This is a genomic window from Faecalimonas umbilicata (assembly GCF_004346095.1).
Taxonomy (GTDB): domain Bacteria; phylum Bacillota; class Clostridia; order Lachnospirales; family Lachnospiraceae; genus Faecalimonas; species Faecalimonas umbilicata.
In genome coordinates, this window is the sequence record NZ_SLZV01000001.1 from 144,431 (window position 1) to 165,876 (window position 21,446).

23 protein-coding genes and 1 other annotated feature are annotated in these 21,446 nt (G+C 39.0%); of the genes, 4 read left to right on the forward strand and 19 right to left on the reverse strand.

From position 1 onward, the window contains the following. The first annotated feature begins 2 nt into the window (after positions 1-2). Positions 3-869: an AraC family transcriptional regulator gene (locus EDD74_RS00710; protein ID WP_116441150.1), complete on the forward strand. Its 867-nt coding sequence runs from the start codon at positions 3-5 to the stop codon at positions 867-869. Between the two features lie 176 nt (positions 870-1,045). Here EDD74_RS00710 and EDD74_RS00715 read toward each other — a convergent pair whose 3' ends face one another. Further along, positions 1,046-2,212: an iron-containing alcohol dehydrogenase gene (locus EDD74_RS00715; RefSeq protein WP_116441149.1), complete on the reverse strand. Its 1,167-nt coding sequence runs from the start codon at positions 2,210-2,212 to the stop codon at positions 1,046-1,048. Positions 2,213-2,408: 196 nt separating this feature from the next. On the opposite strand from EDD74_RS00715, the gene EDD74_RS00720 reads away from it, so the two are divergent. Continuing rightward, positions 2,409-2,810 (forward strand): MerR family transcriptional regulator, encoded by a 402-nt coding sequence (locus EDD74_RS00720; RefSeq protein ID WP_008977491.1) that lies wholly within the window; start codon positions 2,409-2,411, stop codon positions 2,808-2,810. Between the two features lie 29 nt (positions 2,811-2,839). On the opposite strand, the gene EDD74_RS00725 is transcribed toward EDD74_RS00720, so the two are convergent. After that, a complete protein-coding gene (locus EDD74_RS00725; RefSeq protein ID WP_039861764.1) occupies positions 2,840-3,529 on the reverse strand; it encodes a YitT family protein in 690 nt (229 codons plus the stop codon). A gap of 93 nt (positions 3,530-3,622) precedes the next feature. Between EDD74_RS00725 and EDD74_RS00730 the strand changes: the two genes are divergently transcribed. Next, positions 3,623-4,414: a MerR family transcriptional regulator gene (locus EDD74_RS00730; protein WP_116441148.1), complete on the forward strand. Its 792-nt coding sequence runs from the start codon at positions 3,623-3,625 to the stop codon at positions 4,412-4,414. A gap of 83 nt (positions 4,415-4,497) precedes the next feature. Here EDD74_RS00730 and EDD74_RS00735 read toward each other — a convergent pair whose 3' ends face one another. The 12 genes from EDD74_RS00735 to rplM all read right to left on the reverse strand — a co-directional run bounded on the left by EDD74_RS00735 (position 4,498) and on the right by rplM (position 15,172). Continuing rightward, positions 4,498-5,472 (reverse strand): ABC transporter ATP-binding protein, encoded by a 975-nt coding sequence (locus tag EDD74_RS00735; RefSeq protein WP_116441147.1) that lies wholly within the window; start codon positions 5,470-5,472, stop codon positions 4,498-4,500. A 3-nt stretch (positions 5,473-5,475) separates the two neighbouring features. Then, on the reverse strand, positions 5,476-6,444 hold the full coding sequence (locus EDD74_RS00740; protein WP_016441520.1) for an ABC transporter ATP-binding protein: 969 nt from the start codon (positions 6,442-6,444) through the stop codon (positions 5,476-5,478). A 9-nt stretch (positions 6,445-6,453) separates the two neighbouring features. Then, a complete protein-coding gene (locus EDD74_RS00745; protein ID WP_008977497.1) occupies positions 6,454-7,314 on the reverse strand; it encodes an ABC transporter permease in 861 nt (286 codons plus the stop codon). A 9-nt stretch (positions 7,315-7,323) separates the two neighbouring features. Then, complete coding sequence (locus EDD74_RS00750) at positions 7,324-8,244, reverse strand: ABC transporter permease (protein WP_008977498.1); 921 nt, start codon at positions 8,242-8,244, stop codon at positions 7,324-7,326. Between the two features lie 60 nt (positions 8,245-8,304). Continuing rightward, entirely contained in the window at positions 8,305-9,966 is a 1,662-nt protein-coding gene (locus EDD74_RS00755; protein WP_016439859.1) for an ABC transporter substrate-binding protein, read from the reverse strand. Between the two features lie 171 nt (positions 9,967-10,137). Then, a complete protein-coding gene (locus EDD74_RS00760; protein ID WP_116441146.1) occupies positions 10,138-11,139 on the reverse strand; it encodes an aldo/keto reductase in 1,002 nt (333 codons plus the stop codon). 154 nt (positions 11,140-11,293) lie between these two features. Next, on the reverse strand, positions 11,294-11,764 hold the full coding sequence (locus EDD74_RS00765; protein ID WP_116441145.1) for a flavodoxin: 471 nt from the start codon (positions 11,762-11,764) through the stop codon (positions 11,294-11,296). 116 nt (positions 11,765-11,880) lie between these two features. After that, complete coding sequence (locus EDD74_RS00770) at positions 11,881-12,753, reverse strand: LysR family transcriptional regulator (protein ID WP_116441144.1); 873 nt, start codon at positions 12,751-12,753, stop codon at positions 11,881-11,883. Between the two features lie 277 nt (positions 12,754-13,030). Further along, positions 13,031-13,789 (reverse strand): 4Fe-4S binding protein, encoded by a 759-nt coding sequence (locus tag EDD74_RS00775; protein WP_116441143.1) that lies wholly within the window; start codon positions 13,787-13,789, stop codon positions 13,031-13,033. 2 nt (positions 13,790-13,791) lie between these two features. Then, complete coding sequence (locus EDD74_RS00780) at positions 13,792-14,157, reverse strand: ArsR/SmtB family transcription factor (RefSeq protein WP_008977501.1); 366 nt, start codon at positions 14,155-14,157, stop codon at positions 13,792-13,794. Positions 14,158-14,324: 167 nt separating this feature from the next. Continuing rightward, complete coding sequence (gene rpsI / locus EDD74_RS00785; protein WP_008977504.1) at positions 14,325-14,717, reverse strand: 30S ribosomal protein S9; 393 nt, start codon at positions 14,715-14,717, stop codon at positions 14,325-14,327. Positions 14,718-14,743: 26 nt separating this feature from the next. Continuing rightward, on the reverse strand, positions 14,744-15,172 hold the full coding sequence (rplM, locus tag EDD74_RS00790; protein ID WP_008977505.1) for a 50S ribosomal protein L13: 429 nt from the start codon (positions 15,170-15,172) through the stop codon (positions 14,744-14,746). Positions 15,173-15,556: 384 nt separating this feature from the next. On the opposite strand from rplM, the gene EDD74_RS00795 reads away from it, so the two are divergent. Continuing rightward, positions 15,557-16,864, forward strand: a complete 1,308-nt coding sequence (locus EDD74_RS00795) for an alpha-amylase family glycosyl hydrolase (RefSeq protein WP_116441142.1) — start codon at positions 15,557-15,559, stop codon at positions 16,862-16,864. A gap of 148 nt (positions 16,865-17,012) precedes the next feature. On the opposite strand, the gene EDD74_RS00800 is transcribed toward EDD74_RS00795, so the two are convergent. The 5 genes from EDD74_RS00800 to rbsK form a co-directional block, all read right to left on the reverse strand. Next, positions 17,013-17,522, reverse strand: a complete 510-nt coding sequence (locus EDD74_RS00800) for a flavin reductase (RefSeq protein WP_116441141.1) — start codon at positions 17,520-17,522, stop codon at positions 17,013-17,015. Between the two features lie 56 nt (positions 17,523-17,578). Next, positions 17,579-18,172, reverse strand: a complete 594-nt coding sequence (locus EDD74_RS00805; RefSeq protein ID WP_116441140.1) for an HD domain-containing protein — start codon at positions 18,170-18,172, stop codon at positions 17,579-17,581. Positions 18,173-18,187: 15 nt separating this feature from the next. After that, a complete protein-coding gene (gene tyrS / locus EDD74_RS00810) occupies positions 18,188-19,411 on the reverse strand; it encodes a tyrosine--tRNA ligase (protein WP_008977508.1) in 1,224 nt (407 codons plus the stop codon). Next, positions 19,398-19,937: an NUDIX hydrolase gene (locus EDD74_RS00815; RefSeq protein WP_116441139.1), complete on the reverse strand. Its 540-nt coding sequence runs from the start codon at positions 19,935-19,937 to the stop codon at positions 19,398-19,400. The genes tyrS and EDD74_RS00815 overlap by 14 nt, the downstream gene beginning before the upstream one ends. Positions 19,938-20,114: 177 nt before the next feature. Beyond that, positions 20,115-20,390, reverse strand: a binding site (T-box leader). A gap of 132 nt (positions 20,391-20,522) precedes the next feature. Further along, a complete protein-coding gene (gene rbsK, locus EDD74_RS00820; RefSeq protein WP_116441138.1) occupies positions 20,523-21,428 on the reverse strand; it encodes a ribokinase in 906 nt (301 codons plus the stop codon). Positions 21,429-21,446: the final 18 nt, after the last annotated feature.

Below are 21,446 nucleotides of genomic sequence, written 5' to 3' on the forward strand. Positions count from 1 at the left end.
TTATGAGCAACACATTTTTTCATATATTTCCACATGAAAACTTTATCGATCTTGGTATGTATCAATATGGCTATGAACAGTGCGATCCTGGTCATTCCTTCGGCCCGGTTGCCAGAAATCATTATCTTTTCCACTATGTCATTTCCGGAACTGGAACATTAATGGCAGATGATTCGAAAGGGATTACACAGACCTATTCCATCAAAAGTGGACAGGGTTTTCTGATTTTCCCCGGACAGATTACAACCTATTATGCTGATGAAAAACTTCCATGGGAATATGTCTGGATTGAGTTTGATGGATTAAAAGTAAAAGAAATCCTTCAACTGACAAAATTGTCCCCTGACACTCCAGTCTACCGTTCTCACTCCAAAGATCTCAAAGAACAATTACGGAATGAAATGCTTTATATTGTGCACAATGCAGAAGAATCGCCTTTTCACTTGATTGGACACCTATATCTCTTTCTTGATCATTTAATTCAGTCCTCCAAACGATCCAATTCTGCTCCTTCAAGTAAAATGAGTGATTACTATATCAAAGAGGCGATCCACTATATAGAACAAAATTTTCAAAATAATATTTCTATTGAAGAAATCGCCTCTGTCTGTGGAATTAACCGAAGTTATTTTGGGAAAATCTTTAAGAAAGCACTTGGCCGTTCGCCACAGGAATTTTTAATGAATTACAGGATGCTAAAAGCAACCGAACTGCTGAAATTAACTTCTCTGTCCATTTCAGAAATAGGCTCTGCTGTCGGTTATGAAAATCAGCTACATTTTTCGCGTGCATTCAAAAGAATCTATGGTGTCTCGCCAAGAGAGTGGAGAAACAGTCAAAAAAAGGAGAGATATCATGTTTCCCAATAAACATGATACCTCTCCTTAAGTTCTTGACACTCCCCATAGCTAAAGCAAGGGGATTCTAATTTCTACCACTACTGCATTGGCTGATACCTTACAGTATTGCAATCCCTTTTATACATTGATTAATTTTTGAACGTTTCATTTCTTTCCTCTCCTCCCTCCAGAGGGGTCACCATCGATTACATACTTTTCCTCAAAATATCGACAATTTCTTCATGTGAAAGAATCTTATATCCCCCGTCCATAACAAATGTTCCTTCTGCAATTCCCTCTATCATCTCTTCTGTTACACCAAGTTCCCGCAGATTCATGACAAGCCCAATTTCACGCATCCAGTTTTCCATGCTTGCCAGCCCTTCCTTTGCAATCTGCTCTTTACTCTTTCCTTCTGTCTGTACTCCCCAGACATTCTCGGCGAACCGCACAAATTTCTGCAAACCATATGGACAAATATAACGGTAGTATGCCATTGAGACTGCAGCCAGTGTCATTCCATGTGTGGCGTCTGTATATGCGCCGACTGACTGCCCTATCATATGAACCATCCAATCAGTTGTCTTTCCCTGTTCCACCATAGTATTCAATGCCCATGTTGCCGTCCACATAATATTGCTGCGCGCCTCATAATCCATTGGATCTGCGACTGCAATTCTTGAAGAATGGATCAAGGACTTCATCAGCCCCTCCATGACATAGTCTGAAGTATTGTCATCCTCCCCGGAAAAATATTGTTCGGTAATGTGATTAAAAATATCATAGATTCCTGCTACCATCTGATATTTTGGCAATGTATAGGTAAATACGGGATTTAAAATGGAGAATTTCGGGAAAACATTTTCCCCAAATACATGGCCGATCTTCCGTTTCCTCTCCGGATTTGTAATGACAGAACCACCATTCATCTCTGATCCAGTTCCTACCATCGTCAGCACACATCCAACCGGGATGATTCGATTATCTACCTCTTCCATCCTCTCATAATATTTTTCCCATGGATCTTCCTCACAATACGCAGATACCGAGACAGCCTTTGCATAATCACACACCGATCCTCCCCCTACTGCAAGAATCAAATCCACCTCGTTTTCTCTCGCGATCTTACATCCCTCATACAATTTTTCTACTGTCGGATTCGGCATTACTCCTGGGTCCTCAAATACTGTTTTCCCTGCTTCTTTTAACAGTTCCATTACCTGATCATAGATGCCGTTTTTCTTAATCGAATCTCTTCCATAACTCAGCTGCACCTTTGGTCCGTATTTTTGTAATTCTTCTTTCAAAAAAGTAAGGGATTGTTCCCCAAAATAAAGTTTTGTCGGATTACAATATTGAAAATTTCCTAACATAATTTTTCCTTCCTTTCCACTTTTTGCAAAGCATGCTCTATCCAAGAACCCCTGTCGCTTTTGAGCAGCTCTGCACACATTGACTTTCTTCGCTATTCATGTTATGTTCATCATAATACCTGAACTTAACTTTAGGTCAATACTTATTTTCACAAATCAAAAAAGAGATCTGATAAATGAAATTGGAGGAACCCATATGTATACAATCGGCCAAGTCGCAAAACTAGTTCACCTTCCTATCTCTACCATCCGCTATTATGACAAGGAAGGTCTGTTCCCGACACTTGAGCGTACTTCCGGCATCCGTAAGTTCAGCGAAAAAGAACTGGAAGCACTTCGGATGATCGAATGCCTGAAAAAATCTGGGCTGAAGATCAAAGAAATCAAGTTATTTATGGAATGGTGTGCCCAAGGAAGTTCCACTTACGAAAAGCGCTTAGAACTATTTCTACATCAGCGCAAAGTAGTAGAAGAAAAAATTGAAAAACTGGAAAAAGTACTCGACATGATCCAGTTCAAATGCTGGTATTACGAGCAGGCGCTCGCAGATGGAAATGAAGATCGACTAAAAACATATACCGAAACTCCTCAAGATTAAAATCCTGAGGAGTAATAAATGCTTTCTGTCTATTGGCTGATATCTCCATCCCCCGCTGTCCAACTCTCTCTGTTTGGTTCCACAGCAAAAGAATAAGAGTCCTCTTTATCCTTTTTTCTAAATGGAATCTTTTGCATAACTCCAATAATCTGTCCGGATAAAATAACGGTCAAAAGCGAATAAATGATCTTACTTACTGGAATGTAGGTAAGAGAGATAAGCAATACCACCAGATCACTGATCAAATAAATCCATTGGATATCCAACGGAAGTACTCGATCCAAACTCATTGCAAGCGCATCATCTCCAGTCGGAGCTCCACCTACTCGAACACATAACCCTACGCTTACACCTACAAATATTGCTCCTACAACTGCTGCCAGAAGTGGTTTTGTGGCAATGTCAGGGAATAATGGATCAAACTGTTCGAAGATCCCATAAAAAACAGAAAATCCAATAGAAGAAATAAAAGAATATACAAGAAAAAGTTTTCCCAATAATTTCCATCCCAAAAGGTAACATAATACCGTCAGTATAAATCCTGAAACCGATGGCGAAATCCCAAACCAATATTCTAAAAGAAGTGTTAACCCTAAAATTCCGCCCTCTGTCACATTGGACATTGAATGGATATTGTAAAGTCCAAATGCCAATATCGCACTTCCCAATAGTAAAAGTAATACGGATGATAATTTCATTTCCTTCCAAACTGAACGCATTTTAAAAAATCCTTTCTATTAACCTATCATGAAATCTATACACTTATTATAAACTCTGGTATAATACTAGAGTCAAGGAGATCAATAGAAAATATGAAAAATTTTTTTAAAATTGGTGAAATTTCTAAATTATATGGAATCGGTGTAGATTCTATACGTTATTATGAAGAAATTGGAATTATCAAACCTCAGCGTTCTGAATCTGGATATCGCTATTATAGTATTCACGACATATGGAGATTAAATGTAATCCGAGATTTACGCTCCATTGGATTTACAATGGAACAAATCCGCGAATACTTAGACCATCATACCGTTTTGTCTTCAATTTCTATGCTAGAAGACGAAAAAAACGCGATTGCAAAGCAAATACAGTATCTGCAAAAGCTGCAAAAAAATGTAGAGCACAGATTGCATAACATTCATTCCGCATTATCTCTTCCCTTAGGTGAAATCTGCTTAATGAATATTCCCCCTCGCCATTGCCACCTTCTTCCCGAAGGATATAAAAATGAAGAAGAAATGGATGTTCTGATCAAACAGCTTATCAATCTAAATCAAAATCGCTTATACATTATCGGAAGTAATCAAATTGGAACTATGATTTCTCTGCCCTCTCTCGTAAATAAAAAAGTGCTTTCCTATCAATCTGTTTTTCTTATCGATGAAGAAGGCGAGGATATTCTTGCCGGCGGTCATTACCTTTGCGTCACTTATCGCGGGGATTATAGACAGAGCTCCTACTGGGGACAAGAACTCATCCAATATGCACACACTCACAACTTCAAAGTGCTTGGTAACTTATTGGAAATTCTTTGGATCGACATTCACACAACTTCTGATGAATCAGAATATATTACACAATTACAGCTTCCTATCGAATAAAATACTAAGACTGATAAGCAGTGGTAAAATCATATCAACCACTGTTTACCAGTCTTTTTTTTATCTCATATACAGTTTCCTGACTAAGCTAAGGGATGATGGCAAAAAAATATTGTTTCATTTCTTTTCTTTTGTTCTGGAAATTTCTGCTTACAAATATCTGTATGATATTTACAACGTGAATAGAATGGACACATATCTTCTCTTTTTTCTACTTTGATTTCATTGGCCTCTTGTAAAGATTGTTGCAAATCTTCTTTGTCCCCATTTGGAACTCTCATTTTAGGGACCGATTGGAGCAAATATTCTGTATAAGGATGTTTTGGATTCGTATACACTTCTTCAACGGAACCAATCTCACAGATTCTTCCCAAGTACATGATCGCAACTCGATCCGCAATATAGCGCACAACTCCCAAATCATGTGAAATGAACAATAAACTCAAATTACGATTTTTCTGGATTTCCTTTAATAAATTCAAAATCTGTGCTTGTACAGAAACATCCAGTGCAGATACTGGTTCATCACATGCAATAAATGCCGGTTCCAATGCTAATGCTCTTGCAATCCCAATTCGCTGACGTTGTCCCCCTGAAAATTGATAAGGATATCGCTTCATATGCGTTTCGTTAAGCCCCACAATTTCCAATAGTTCTTTTACTTTTTTTCTTGCTTCCTTTTTATTTGTATACACTTTATTTGCCAAAAGCGGTTCCATCAGGATTTCTTCCACTTTCATCTTTGGATCTAAAGATGCATAAGGATCCTGAAAGACCATCTGCATATTTTTACGCATTTCCTTTTTTACTTCTTTTTTAGAAAAAATATTTTCTCCCTCAAAAAGTATATTTCCATCTGTCGGCTTTTCTAATCCTAGAATAATTCGTCCCAATGTTGTTTTTCCACATCCCGATTCTCCCACAAGAGCTAACGTTTCATTGTCGTAAATTTCTAAATCAACATGATGTAATACATGATTTTCCTTTTTTGCACTAAACAGTCCTTTTGCCGCAAAAGTTTTACTTATATTTTGTGCTATGATTAATGAATTTCCCATAAATTATCTACCCTCTTCAAATAAAAAGCATTTGACTTTTGTCCCATCATTTTGCTCATACAATTTTGGCTCTACTTTGGTACAGCGTTCTGTTTTATGCGGACATCGCTCCGCAAATCGACATCCCTCCGGAATATTTTCGATAGACGGAACCGTTCCTTTAATCGCCATCAATTGATCTATTTTTTTCTCTGGATCAGGAGAAGCCTGAATAAGTGCCTGCGTATACGGATGTTTCGGAGATTGGAAAAATGTCCTCACATCTGCTTCCTCTACAATCTGGCCACAATACATCACATATACATAATCACAGTTTTCACAAATCACCGCTAAATCATGCGAAATCAAGATGATCGATACTCCTCTTCTTTCACGCAAGGATCTCAGCAATTGTAAAATCTGAGCTTGAATTGTAACATCTAACGCGGTTGTCGGCTCATCTGCAATAATCAGGGATGGATCTGCTGCAATCGCCATAGCAATCATAATTCTTTGATTTAACCCTCCGGAAAGCTGATGTGGATATTGATCATACCTCATTTCTGCATCTGGTATTCCGACAGATTTCATGAGGGAAATAGTTTGTTTTTTTCTATCCTCTTTTGACAAATTTGTATGAATCTTCAAACTTTCTTCAATTTGTTTTCCTACTTTATGCAGTGGATGCAGAGCGCGCACTGGCTCCTGAAAGATCATAGAAATATCTTTTCCTCGCACTTTCCGTAATTCTTTTTCTTTTAGTGCCGTTAGTTCCTCACCAGAAAATAGAATCTGTCCTTCTTTTATTGCAATGTTCACCGGCATCAACTGCATGATCGCCAAGCTTGTCATGCTTTTCCCGCAGCCAGATTCTCCTACAATCCCTACAATCTGTTGCTTTTTTACTTCTATATTTACTTTGTCTACAATCGAATACCCTGATTTTTTATCACCAATCGTGACATCTTTTACTTGTAATACTATATCTTCCATCATATCCCCCTATCTTTCTGAACGTTTGGAATCCAACATATCTCTAAGGCTATCTCCGAAAAAATTGAGACACAAAGAAAGCAAAAGAATATAGATTGCTGGTGCCAGAGAAATCCATGGGGCATCAAACAGATACGTACGTCCTTTAGATACCATAACTCCGAGACTTGTCTGTGGCGGCTGTGCACCAAATCCGAGGAAACTCAATCCTGCCTCTGAAAGAATTGCAACCGGGATAGACATTGTGTAAAGCACAAGAAGCAAGGAGCGAATATTCGGTAAAATATGTTTGATCATAATTTTCCATTTGCTCACTCCCATGGAACGCGCTGCTTCTATATATGTACTATTTTTTAGAGACAATGTTTGCGCTCTCACCGTCCTCGCTGTTCCAGCCCATCCAACTAAGATCAGTGCCAAAAATAAATTTTTTGTACTTGCTCCTAAATTGTAAACAATCGCCATCGCAAGAATCATAAACGGATAAGACAATACAATATCAACAATTCTCATAATCAATGTATCTACCCATTTTAATGTAGTCATTCCAGCTATCATTCCCAAAAATGTTCCAATGATCAAATTGATTGTTGTTGGTGCAAATCCAATAAATAGAGAGATTCTTGATGCATACAAAATTCTGCTGAAAATATCACGGCTCAATTCATCTGTTCCAAAAATGTGTTCCATAGAAGGAGCCGCCTTCGGTTTCATATACTGTGTTTCATTGATTCCATACGGTGCAATGAAATCTGCAAAAACAGCAAGAAAAATAAACAGCAAGATCATAAGAAAACTTATAAATCCTACTGGATCCTCTTTGACATATTTTTTTATTTTTCGTCCGGTATTTTTCATCATATTTTTCATGCTATCCTCCTAATCATAATGCACTCTTGGATCTGCTAGCGCATAAATAATATCCGCAATGAGATTTCCAATAATAATTAAAAATGTACTGAGAATAATCGTTCCTTGTAACAACGGTATATCACGATTGCTCAAAGCAGAGATTGATAATGTTCCAATTCCCGGAATACTAAAAATATTCTCAGTGATCAATGCCCCTCCCAGCAATGATGTAAATTGCATCATCATAATTGTGATCACTGGAAGAATCGACATTTTTAGTGCATGAAAAATAACAATTCCCATACGCGACTTTCCCTTTGCCTTCGCTGTTGTTATATAATCTGCCTGAATCACATCAATCAAATTTGTACGTATTAAACGCGAAATCTCTCCTGCCATGCTCCATCCCAACACAATGGATGGTAAAATTAAATGTGCCGGTGTTGTAAATCCACTAATTGGCAGCCATTTTAATTTATAGGCAATTAAATACTGTAAAATAATTCCAATGGAAAATGTCGGCATTGATATTCCCATGAGTGACACTCCCATAAATAATTTATCCAGACATGTATTTTTCTTTAAAGCACTTATAATTCCTATCGGTATTCCTAAAATCCATGCAAATGCGATTGCCGATAATGCCAGCTTTATCGTATTAGGGAATGCATTTTTAATCAGATTGAATACTGGCTGATTCATTACAAAAGAGGTTCCCAAATCTCCATGTAATAAATCTTTTATATACAAACCAAATCGTACCAAAATCGGATCATTCAAATGCATTTCTTCTTCCACTCGAGCCACCGTTTCGTTATTGATCTTATTTTGCATCATCGCGGTTACTGCATTTCCTGGAATGTAATTCATCAAGACAAACGTAATCAGTATGACCCCTAAAATAATAGGAACAGATACTGCGATTCGTTTTGCAATATATTTACGCATAAGTTTTTCTCCTTATATGTATAAAAGGTATCAAATCTGATACCTTTTATACATTGCTATTTATTTATTGTAAGAATCATCGATTTCTACATTATGTGTTGAGCAGCAAACCCATCCCTGCCAGCCAAGCTGAAAGTTCTTCAATCTTGGGCTAATGATGCATGTACGTTTTTCAGCTGCGATCGGTAAGTATAATGCCTGTTCTGTTACGATTTCTGATTCTAATGCCTGAAGGGCTGCAATTCTTTCTTTTGGATCAAGTTTTGCATTTGCTTCTTTGATCTTATCGCTTAACGCTTTGTCTTTGATGTTATATCCATTCGAAGCGCTATTTTCCACTGTAAATGTTGTGAAGAATGCTCCTGGATCCGGAACATCTGCTGTTACAGGTCCCAGTGAAATAGAATACCCTTCTCCACTTGCAATGGTATCCCAGTAAGATGTCATATCCATGTTTTTGATTTCAGCTTTAATCCCTGCTTCTCCAAGCATAGACTGAATCATTTCATTAATAGGATGTGTATATGTACTTTCTCCATTCTGAAGAATTGTAAGTGTCACATCTGACTCATGGCCTGCTTCTTTTAATAATTTTTTTGCTTCTTCTACATCGTATTTAATTGGTGTTTGATCTTCAGAGTATCCCGGAATTGCCGGAGGAAGAACACCATTTAATAACGTTCCTTCACCATTATAGAAGTTCTGATTGATCAAATCACGATTGATCGCTGCCTGAACAGCTTTTCTTACATTTACATCCGCCATGAATGTGTCGTTCTGATTGAAAATCATGTAATCCATACTTGGTGGCTGATATCCGATTAAGTAATCTTTCCAAAATTCATCATTTTTGAAATGCTCAAGGTCATCTGCCTTTACACCCATGTAATCTAACTCACCATTTTCAAACATCATACGTTCGGTAGAGGCATCAATGTTCATTAAATAGCGGACTCCATCGATTTTAGCCGGTGTATTGAAATATTCATCATTTCTTACAAGATTGATCTCCTGATCTTGTGTCCAGTCTTTAAACTTCATATACCCTGTACCAACAGTGTATTCTGGGTCAAATCCAAATTTATCTTTTCCTTCTTCGACAGCTTTACGGTTATAGATAGAAGCCGGAGCGCCTGTCATATTTGCAAGAAAAGATGCTGATGGCGCTGAAAGTGTGATTGCAACTGTGTAATCATCAATTACTTTAACACCTTCAATCACATCTGTTTTTCCATCCAGACGATCTTGGTACCCTTTTACTTCCTGATACTGAGCTGCATTGATACAAGCTTCTTCTGGATTTACAGCTTTATCAATGGTAAATAGTACATCATCTGCTTTTAATTCTTCCCCATTGTGGAATTTTACACCTTTTCTTAAGTGGAATGTGTACGTAAGACCATCTTCACTGATATCCCATTTTTCAGCAAGACTTGGAATAATCTCTGTTTCTCCAGCTTCATTTACAGTTACATCGACAAGACGATCATAAATCTGAAGCGGAATAAAATAATCTGCATTTGTTTTTTGAATGTCTAATGTTTTTGGGTTTTGAAATAATGTAAGAACCATGGTGTTCCCATTTTTACTTACATATTCTGTTTTTGTTTCGTTTTTCGCTGCAGCATTTTCTTCTTTTTTCTCTTCGCCTTTTCCGCATCCTGCGAACATCGAAACGGATAATGCAGCAACTAAAAACAGGCTTAAAAATTTCTTTTTCATATTTTTCCTCCTCTTTTATGTTTTCCAACACCAGTCACATTCTAGCACTATCCGTTTCATATGTTAAATTGTTTTTTGTTATATACTTTATTCAAATTTTCTATAAAAACTTCTCCAAAAAGAACGTTGCCCATCGCTATAGAAATGCCTATTTATACTTAATTTAATTGGCTATTTTACTGTGCCTCTTGAAATTGTCTGTTCTGGATTATGATTAATTGCACCCACAATCGGATGTGGAACATACATTTCCTCCAAATATTCCTTATCTAAATCTGTTAATTTCACATCCAAAGCTCCAACTGCATCATCAAGATATACTGTCTTGGTAGCACCGATAATCGGTGAAGAAATACCTTTCATCCACTGCCATGCAAGTGCAATTTGAGACATTTTGCAATTATGTTTTTGGGAAAGCTCATATACTCTCTCTACAATCTTCCTATCCTGCTTTTCCATGCCATCATATTTCCCCATAGCTACTCTATCTGTTTTGCTACGCAGTGAATTTGTTTTCCATTCTGGCCTGCTTAAATGTCCAGCCGCCAACGGACTATATGGTGTAAGAGAAACTCCCATCTGTCTACAAATAGGGAGCAGTTCTCTTTCATCCTCTCGATAGAGCAAATTATAGTGATTCTCCATTACAGAAAATTGTGTCCAGCCACGTTCTTTTGCTATAAGCTGCATATTGTAAAACTGGTAACCATACATTGCAGATGCACCAATTGCTCTTACTTTTCCAGCTTTCACCAAATCATGTAGAGCCTCCATTGTTTCCTCAATCGGTGTATCATAATCAAATCTATGAATAATATACAAATCCAGATAATCTGTGCCCAATCTCTGCAAAGTGCCTTCGATTTCCCGCATGATTGCTTTTCGCGATAAACGTCCTTCATTAAAATATACTTTTGAAGCGATAACTACCTGATCCCTTGCAATATTTTTCTTGATTGCCTTACCAAGATATTCCTCGCTTGTCCCTGCCGAATATCCATTTGCTGTATCAAAGAAATTAATTCCAAGCTCCAACGCATGTTGGATTACTTTTTCACTTTCGTTTTCATCAATTGTCCAATCATGCATCGTTCCGGCCTTCCCAAAACTCATGCAGCCTAAGCAAATTTTCGATACACTGATATCCGTATTTCCTAATTTGACATATTCCATTTTTTATGCCCTCCCTTCGCAAATAAACATCCTATCTTTCCATAGATATCCATCTTTCTTTACTGCTTTTCATTATGCTAATTTGCTGTAACCTTTATTAGTAACCGGCTCACACCATTCATTTGAAGTAATTTCATGTTACATCTCTCCAAACTTATAATGTTTCTACCCATTCAACGATTTGTTGTCTAGTTGCATTGTTAAATACCTTTCCTTCTGCAATCATGCTGTCCGGTACCGAGAACTTCAATTCTCTTGCTGTGTTTCCAAATCCACTTCCGCCGGAAGTGGCAAATAGAATAATCTTTTTATCTGAGAAATTATATTTTTCCAAAAAGGTATTGACGATCGTCGGTGCTACGTACCACCAAATTGGAAATCCTAAAATAATTTCATCATAGACTTTCGGGTCTATCTCTGTATCTAATACTTTCGGTCTGAATTTTTTATCATTCATCTCTATACTGCTTCTGGATTTTTTATCCATCCAATTAAGGTCAGCACTTGTATATGGAACCTCTGGTGTAATCTCAAACAAATCTGCTTTTGCACTATCAGCAATCATTTCTGCTACCTTTTTCGTTGTTCCACTTGCGCTAAAATATGCCACTAATCTTTTTCCCATAGTTATTTGTCCCCTTTCTAAAAATAGATGTGCAAGATATCTTCTGATCCTGCACATCTATTCTATAATCTATCATCTTATCATGTCCAATACTTATATCGTATTCACATTTATGCCTAAACAGCATTGATTTCTTCTATCATCTTATTTACTGCTTGTGAATAAGGAATATGTCTTCTCCATGCAATCACTACGCTCGCAGTAATCTCTGGATAAAGTCTCCTTTGCACAAGTATCTCTTCCCTCCAATATTTTACAGCACCCTCAATGGAAATTGGATACCCAAGTCCATTTGCCGCCATCACACCGGCATTTGTTCCAAGATTGCTTATAAATGAAATATCAAGACTGGAAAAATCTTTTCCAAACCAATTGGCAAGTTCGCTCTGAACCCCCACCCTTTCTGGTAAAATAACCGGCTTATCCAAAATATCATTCTTTTCTATGTACTTCTTATTAGCAAGCGGATCATCAGGGCGCATTCCTACTACCCAATGATCGCAGTCTTTTATTCTAATATAATCAAGCCCTTCTGTATCCACTGGTTCCATGAACAATGCAATATCTACAAGCCCTTTATTCATCATCTCATATATAGTGTCCGCTGTTGCGGTATGAATCGCAATCTGGACAAGCGGATATTTTTCTTTATATTGCTTACATATTTTTGCCAATGTTTCTACTGCTGTAAACTCTCCGCACCCAAAAGTAACTGTTCCTTCTATCACTTCTTCAGTTCCTCTCAGTTCTTCCAGCATTCGATCTTCAAGATTAAGGATTTCCAATGCTCTTCGCTTTAACAAAATTCCTCCATCTGTAAGCGTAATACTTCTCCCTTTGCGAACAAACAGAACGGTACCCAGTTCCTCCTCAAGCGCTGCAATCTGTCTGGATAAGGTTGGCTGTGTGATGTGTAGTTGTTCCGCTGCTTTTGTAAAACTTTGTTCTTTTGCCACCGTTAAAAAATAGCGTAAGATTCTTAATTCCATATTCATTTACCCCAAATTATCTTCTACTTCTTACTCAATTTAACAGAGCGAATCCCCCCGCGACTGTTTCATCTACTCTACAATCGTTGCATGTCTATTCTTCTTTCTCCGAATACACATACACAGGCTCCTTCCATGATCCTATATTCCAACAGTAGGATATTCCCTAACCATAAGAAGCAAAGATATAGATATCAGACTTCTACAAAAACTCTCCAAGTCTGAAGTCCAGAAAACCGGAATTCTCCTAATTATTATTTTATATTTATATACTGCACTATATAAAAAGTTCATTTTCTTTTTCTTCTTGACAAGCAGCATTCATTTTCTTTGATGCAACCTTAACCATAAAGGAATTGACCTTTCTAGAATGACTTGGACATATTTTCACACATCGCATACATGAAATACATAAATCTTTGTTTGTCTTTCTTGGATTTTCAATCGAGATTGCCCCTACAGGACATGCCTCTGCACAAACACCACATCCCGTGCAGCTTCTTCCTGCCTTTGGTTTTAATGGAACACCATTGTATTCTCTATAGGGATAATTTCCCGGCAATCGTAATTCACTGTTTGCTGTATCCGTGTTCATTTTGTCTATAATTTTTTTCGTAAAGTCTTTCAATTCTTTTTTATCATTGGCATCAGGACGTCCCGTTGCAAATTGATGCATAATAGAATGTTCTGCAATAGCAGCGATCGCAGCAAAACAATAAAAACCTCTTTTGCTTAAGTTATCTGCTAATTCTTTCAGAGTATCCTCAAATGCTCTATTGCCATATGATACCACCAATATAGCTTTTGTATGATTCCCTTTAAATTTATTCATTCTCTCTAGCGCAATACCTGGCACCCGGCCTCCATAAGATGGAACGCCAATCACACAAACATCGTCTGCATCAAATACTTGATCGACCATGTCTTCTTTTTTGCTAAGATCAATTTCCTGATAACTGCCAAATTCATTCGCCACCAAATTTACAATCTCTTTTGTACTGTTTGTCGGACTAAAATAAATAGAATATACACTCATTTTTATAACCTCTTTTCACTTTCTTTGCTACATCTTTTCAACATTGGCTCTACTTGTTGCCAAAATAGTATCACTGGCTTTACTGTCGTATCATCAAAATCAATATAATAGTAATTCTTTGTTCCCTCACGTCTCATATTGATAATCCCCGCATCTAAGAGTACTTTAAGATGATGCGATACCGCGGAACGCGAAACATGACTTTTTTTCTGTATTTCACCAACTCGAATTCCTCCCATCCCCCCACTTTCTATTAAAGCTAATAGGATCTCTTGGCGGACTTGATCTCCTAGTATCGTCATAATTGGTCTAGCAAGATTATAAGTTTCAATAAAATTTTTCTTCTCCAAGCTAAAATCTTTATCCATACATCCTCCTATGGTTAATCTTCGTCAACCATTATAGTTCATAAAAACTTCTACTTCAATATTGGTGTCGCAAATCAAGTTCATTATTTTGCTAAAAAAACTCCCCAGAACCAAAGTCCTGAGGAGTTGTAAAATCTTTTTGAAATTGTACGTTCTGAAACGTATAATTAACGTTTGCTGAACTGTGGTGCTCTACGAGCTGCTTTGAGACCGTATTTCTTACGTTCTTTCATACGTGGGTCACGTGTTAAGTATCCTGCTTTTTTCAGAACTGGTCTGTAATCTGGATCTGCCTGAAGTAAAGCTCTTGCGATACCGTGACGGATAGCTCCAGCCTGTCCTGTGTATCCACCACCGCGTACGTTTACTAATACGTCGAATTTGTCAAGTGTCTCTGTTGCTACTAATGGCTGACGAACAACAACTTTTAATGTCTCTAATCCTAAATATTCGTCGATGTCTCTTTTATTGATTGTAATGTTACCTGTTCCCGGTACTAAATATACTCTTGCGATTGATTTTTTTCTTCTTCCTGTTCCGTAGAATTTTGCTTTAGCCACTGTAATTTCCTCCTTTCAACCTTTCCTTAAAATGTTAATACTTCTGGTTTCTGAGCCTGATGATCATGCTCTGGTCCAGCGTATACATGAAGCTTTTTGATCATTGATCTTCCTAAAGGTCCTTTTGGAAGCATTCCTTTTACAGCAAGTTCGATTACTTTCTCTGGTTTCTTATCCATCATTTCTCTTAATGTAGTTTCTTTCATTCCACCTACATAATCAGAGTGATTGTAGTAGATTTTCTGATCTAATTTTTTACCTGTAACTGCGATCTTCTCTGCATTTACAACGATTACGTAATCTCCTGTGTCGATGTGCGGTGTATAAACTGGTTTATTTTTTCCTCTTAATACTTTTGCGATTTCTGATGTTAAACGTCCTAATGTCTTGTCTGTTGCATCAACTACATACCATTTTCTTTCAATCTTATCTGGATTAGCCATGTAAGTTTTCATTGGTCGACCTCCTAATATATTCTCTCATTAAATCAATATTGTTTATTATGAAATCAGCTCACTCCGGGGCTTTGGTGTAAACTGTTTCTTCTCATGTCATACTTTATGATTATATTATGAATACGTCTTTCTGTCAACTGTTTTATCGTATTTTTCTACTGTTTTCCAACATTTTTCTTCTCTCTCCCAGATATATTTCTCCTAGCCCTGATCCACAAATTTTTTTATATTCTTCCTGAAATCACCTACATTTCCTCTGAAATGTCACAAGCAATTTCTTTCACCCGATTTTAAAATCCCACATTTTGTGGTATACTGTGTTTACACTGGAATCTGCTCCTAAATGGCAGATTCCAAAATCAACAGCAACGGAAGGAATTTTTTATGTGGGCATATCATAGTACATTTTATCAGATTTATCCAATCGGTTTCTGCGGTGCACCACTTTCCAATGATGGAATCGTAACACCACGAATCCGAAAAGTCCTTGACTGGACAGATTATCTTCAGTCACTCGGTATCGATGCGATCCTCTTTAATCCGGTCTTCGAATCAGATACGCACGGTTACGACACAAAAGATTTCACAAAACTGGACTGTAGGCTCGGAGCAAATTCGGATTTTTCCGAAGTCTGCCAGTCACTCCATGCACATGGCATTAAGATTGTGCTGGACGGTGTCTTCAATCATGTTGGAAGAAATTTCTGGGCTTTTGAAGATGTCAGAAAATACAAATGGGATTCCGCTTACAAAGACTGGTTCCATATCAGTTTTGACGGAAACAGCTGCTACAATGATGGATTCTGGTACGAGGGCTGGGAAGGACATTTTGAACTGGTCAAACTGAATCTCCAGAATCCTGCGGTTGTCGATTACCTTCTTTCGTGTATCCAAAAATGGATCACAGAATTTGATATCGATGGTCTGCGCCTGGATGTCGCATACAGCCTTGACCGCAATTTCATGCACCGTCTTCGCAATTTCTGTGCGGAGCTAAAACCTGATTTTGCTTTGATCGGAGAAGTACTCTTCGGCGATTACAACTTGATCGTCAACGATGAACTGCTTCACAGTTGCACAAACTATGAATGTTATAAGGGTCTCTACTCCAGCTTCAACGATAGGAACCTTTTTGAGATTGCACACTCTCTGAATCGTCAGTTTGGTCCTGAACAATGGTGTATTTACCGTGGAAAACACCTGATGACTTTTGCAGATAATCACGATGTGACAAGGATCGCAAGTATCTTGAACAATCCATCACATCTTCCGCTCGTATATGGACTGCTGTTTTCCATGCCGGGAATTCCCTGCCTTTATTACGGAAGTGAATGGGGAGCAGAAGGCGTGAAATCTCCTGACAATGATTATGCTTTGCGCCCATGTTTTGAGAAACCACTGCCAAATACTCTTACTGATTTTGTATCAAAACTAATCTCCGTCCGGAAAAGCCACGATGCACTCTGCAATGGTTCTTACCGAAATGTAGTGATCCAAAATCATCAGCTGATCTTTGAGCGCTGTTCTGAAAGCGAACGGATTCTTGTAGCAGTCAACGCAGGGGACAACGAATACACTGCATATTCCGGCGAATTAAACGGCACAGCCGAAGAGCTACTAAGCGGAGAAACTGTGAATATGAACGGACAGGTTTCTCTTCCCCCTTACAGTGTACAGTATTTTCAAATGTAGTACTTTTTACGAGTATATTTTCAACCAATGTTTCTGTAATATTATTTTAAAATGCGCATCTTATATCGAAGAGTTTCCATAATTCGAAGCATAAAAAAGAGCCTGATCTCCTTCTATTTTTGAAGGAATTCAAGCTCTTTTTCTCTTCCTATGCTTCTTTTACAAGCACTTTTGTGATCTCTGCAATGTACATTGTATGGTAATCTTTCTCCGGATACCATCTCGCATCGTTTTCTGTTGCAATAAATTTCTCTGGTTTAATCTCATCTGCATAAAGTTTCCGACATACCAAAATCATTTCTGCCTCTTCAAATGCAGTTGTTCCATCTACAAAGTATGGTGTCAGTCCAGCTTCTTTGATTTTATCCCCGTCACGTCCAGACACTTTTCCACAAAGTGCAAGCGCTTCTCGGCAGTTTTCCCCAAAAAATGTAATTGTAAACACATCTTGTGCATCCACGAACTCTTTTGTGTAGCGCTGCGGGCGAATGTAAGTTGTGACAACATTTTTTCCCCAGAGAACACCAACACCACCCCAGCTTGCAGTCATCGTATTGTGCTTTTCCTCATCTCCAGCCGTAATCAAAAGCCATTCTTTTCCAATCTTTGTAAATGGATTGAACTGTAATTCTTCGATTTTGCCTTCTCTAAATGACATGTTTCTTCTCCTTTCCCATGTAGATCTCCCGCATTTCTGATTTCATTTTCTTATACTTATGGAAGCGTTATTTCATCTACCCCAATGACATCATAAAGCGATCTTCCCATCTTTTCTTCAAAATATGCTTTTAGTTCATAGCATCTCTGTCGTTTGTCTTCGGGATAACTGCCATATCTTTCTTCGATATCACGAAGTCTTTTTTCCATGGAAACCGGTCCTTCCGGGAGTGCGATTGCATCACAAAGTTGTATCAGCAGATCATAATCGTCAAGCTCTATATGGTTGAGAAATGTTCTTACCATCTCTGACTTTTCTTCCGGAACATCAATCTTCCCGATATAACTCTCAATATTTTTAATCTGAAAAGAATGTGTCATACAGACTCTGGCAACCTCATCATACCCGTACTCCATCATGCACTCATATCCATCTACGATATGTTTAAAATGGGTTCCGGTTTCAATCCTTCTTCCGATATCATGGAGTAATCCGATGATGTATGCTTTTTCCGGATCAAGTCCGCTGCAGTTTCGTGCGATTTTCTCCGCACACTCTGCGGCCGTTCGGCAGTGATCTGCCCACGGCCCGGGATGAATTTCTTCAGATTCCCTCAAAAAACTCTCTGCTTCCTTCCTATCCGGCAGCATTTTTCCACCTTCTCTCTATTTCATCACGATCTTACGGAAGTTTTTCTTTCCTCTCTTCAGCACGAAGTCTTCTCCATCAAATGTCTCAGGAGCATATGCTGTCTTAATATCTTCTACTTTCTCTCCGTTTACAGACACACCGCCCTGCTGTACTGCACGTCTTGCCTCGGATTTGGATGGAACAAGTCCGCTCTTTACAAGAAGTGTCAGGATATCGATCATTCCTTCTGTGAAATCACTTTCCTCTAATTCAGCAGTCGGCATATTTGCTGCATTTCCGGAACTGAAGAGTGCTCTGGAACTTTCCTGTGCTTTGACTGCTTCTTCTTCACCGTGCACAAGTTTTGTTAGCTCGTATGCAAGGATCTCTTTTGCCTGATTTAACTGGCTTCCTTCCCATTTGTCCATTGCATCAATCTCTTCCAGCGGAAGGAATGTAAGCATGCGGATGCATTTTAATACATCGGCATCTGCGATATTTCTCCAGTACTGGTAGAATTCAAATGGGGAAGTCTTGTTCGGATCAAGCCATACTGCACCGGACTGTGTTTTTCCCATCTTCTTTCCCTCGGAGTTTAAAAGCAGTGTGATTGTCATCGCACTTGCATCTTTTCCAAGTTTTCGACGGATCAATTCTGTTCCTGCAAGCATGTTGCTCCACTGATCATCTCCTCCGAACTGTAAATTACATCCGTATTTCTGGTACAGTGCGTAGAAATCGTATGCCTGCATGATCATGTAGTTGAATTCCAGGAAGCTAAGTCCTTTTTCCATACGCTGTTTGTAGCATTCTGCAGTCAGCATACGGTTGACGCTGAAGTGAGCTCCCACTTCACGGAGCAATTCAATATAATTCAGATCTAACAGCCAGTCTGCGTTGTTGACCATCATAGCTTTTCCTTCTGAGAAATCGATAAATTTGCTCATCTGTTCTTTGAAACAGTCACAGTTATGCTGGATCTGCTCCGGTGTCATCATAGAACGCATATCTGTTCTTCCTGATGGGTCTCCGATGTATCCGGTTCCTCCTCCAATCAGAGCGATTGGCTTGTTCCCTGCCATCTGAAGACGTTTCATCAGACAGAGTGCCATGAAATGTCCCACATGAAGGCTGTCTGCTGTCGGGTCAAATCCAATATAAAATGTCGCCTTTCCTTCATTGATCAAATTGCTGATCAATTCCTCATCTGTCACCTGTGCGATCAGTCCTCTTGCTTTCAATTCATCATAAATTTTCATGTTTCTTTTCCTCTCCTTCATTTTTAATCAATTTCCAAAATGCTTCTTCAAACTGCCGGAAGCGCCTATAGACCGGTTCTGCCAGTGTTCCATCCTCTCCCATTTGGATAAATTGCTCCAAAGTTACCCATCGGGCATCTGCTGTCTCATTTTCCTGCAGGACAATATCCGAGAGTTCTACATCTTTTCTCACCACATAGAAATCATAAAATGCACTGATTCCCCTGACACTTCCAAGCAGCATCAGTTCTTCTTCCGATACACCGATTCCGGTTTCTTCCTTAAGCTCCCTGACTGCTCCCTGACTGCTTGTCTCCCCTGCAAGTACGCTTCCTCCTGTATTTTCCCAGCAATTTGCGTAAGTTTCCTTCGCCGGATGCCGAAGTGTGACCAGAATCTCTTCCTTGCTGTTCACCACACATACAACGACAACAACATGATAATGCCCCGGTGCAAGTGGCTCCTGCCGGTTATGCTGTTTATATAAAAATCTGCGATTTTCATCAAATAGATCCCAAAGTTCCATTTTGTATCCCCCTTTCAGGTAGTATCCTTATTTTCCTGTATCATTCTCCGCAAGCGATGTCGCCAGCGGCTAATTTCCTTTCCGCGAATTACGCATTCTCATGCAAAGCGTTTTTATTACAGAGAATTCCGAAGAAATCCCTATGCAATAAAAAACTCCTGCCCTCTCTGTTTCATCAGAAAGGGCAGGAGTAAATCCTGCGGTACCACCTTTTTTCACAGACGACTCGCATCATCTGTCTCAGTAAGTATCAGTGTCTCATCCTCTCCTGATGAACAAAACATAATACTCAGATACGATAACGTGTATCTACTCCGTCACAGCCTACTTGATCTGTTCGGTGTGAAGCTCCAAGAGGTATTCATAACAAACGGTCCATGCGCCTCTCATCACCCGGCTGCTTTCTGTCTGAACGTGATGTCCGTTATTACTTATTCTTTTCATCGCTGATGTCTTATATGTTGCCTATCGTACTCCATTTGTCCCATTTTGTCAAGGCTGTGCCCACCATCTTTTTTATCAATTTTTAGATCTTCTGTGAGTTCTTGCCCGCAGACTACATTTCCTTATCCTATTGCTATTTACTTATCCAATCTTTTCCTCGTTCCGCTTTAATTCTCTCTCAACTTCTTCTGCAGTTGGCATTCCACCCTGTGCCCCAAATTTTTCAGTCGAAAGACTTGCCGCCGTATTTGCATAACGAAGCGCCTCTGCAATCGGCTCTCCTTTAGCGATCTGCACTGAGAAAGCACCATTTAATGTATCGCCTGCCCCGGTCGTATCAGCCACAATTGCCGGTCTTGCCGGAACGGTCAGTACTTCTCCATTTTTTCTGCACACAGATACTCCCCTAGATCCCTGCGTGATCACAAGCTTCTCTGGATATTTTTTCAGAAGTTCTTCGGTCGTCTCTCCCTCACCGAAAATAAGTACCGCCTCATGTTCATTCGGTGTCAGATACGTCACTTTCTCAATGATATCAAGAGGCACCTTCGCTGCCGGCGCCGGATTTAAAATCACCTTGATTCCATTTTCCGCGCAGAAGCAAATTAAATCGTGGACTGTTTCCAGAGGAATTTCCTGCTGCAGCACAACCATATCAAACGCCTTTAATTCTTCCTTGATACTGTCTGCATAGATCTGGTCTACCTGTCCGTTGGCCCCCGGCACAACGATGATCGTATTGTCATTTTCCCCAACCGTAATCAGGGCAATCCCGGTCGGAACTTCTTTTAGAACTTTGATATGTCTGGTCCCTACCCCTTCTTTTCTAAGATTTTCAAGTAATTTTTCTCCATTGCTATCATCCCCCACACATCCGAACATCTCTACTTCTGCTCCAAGTCTCGCCATCGCGACCGCCTGGTTCGCACCTTTCCCGCCCGGAATATAGTGAATGCTGTCCCCGAGCAATGTCTCCCCTTTCAACGGAATCCGCTCAGCGGTCACTGTCATATCCATGTTTATACTTCCCACTACTGCCAACTTCATACCCATTGTCCTCCATGT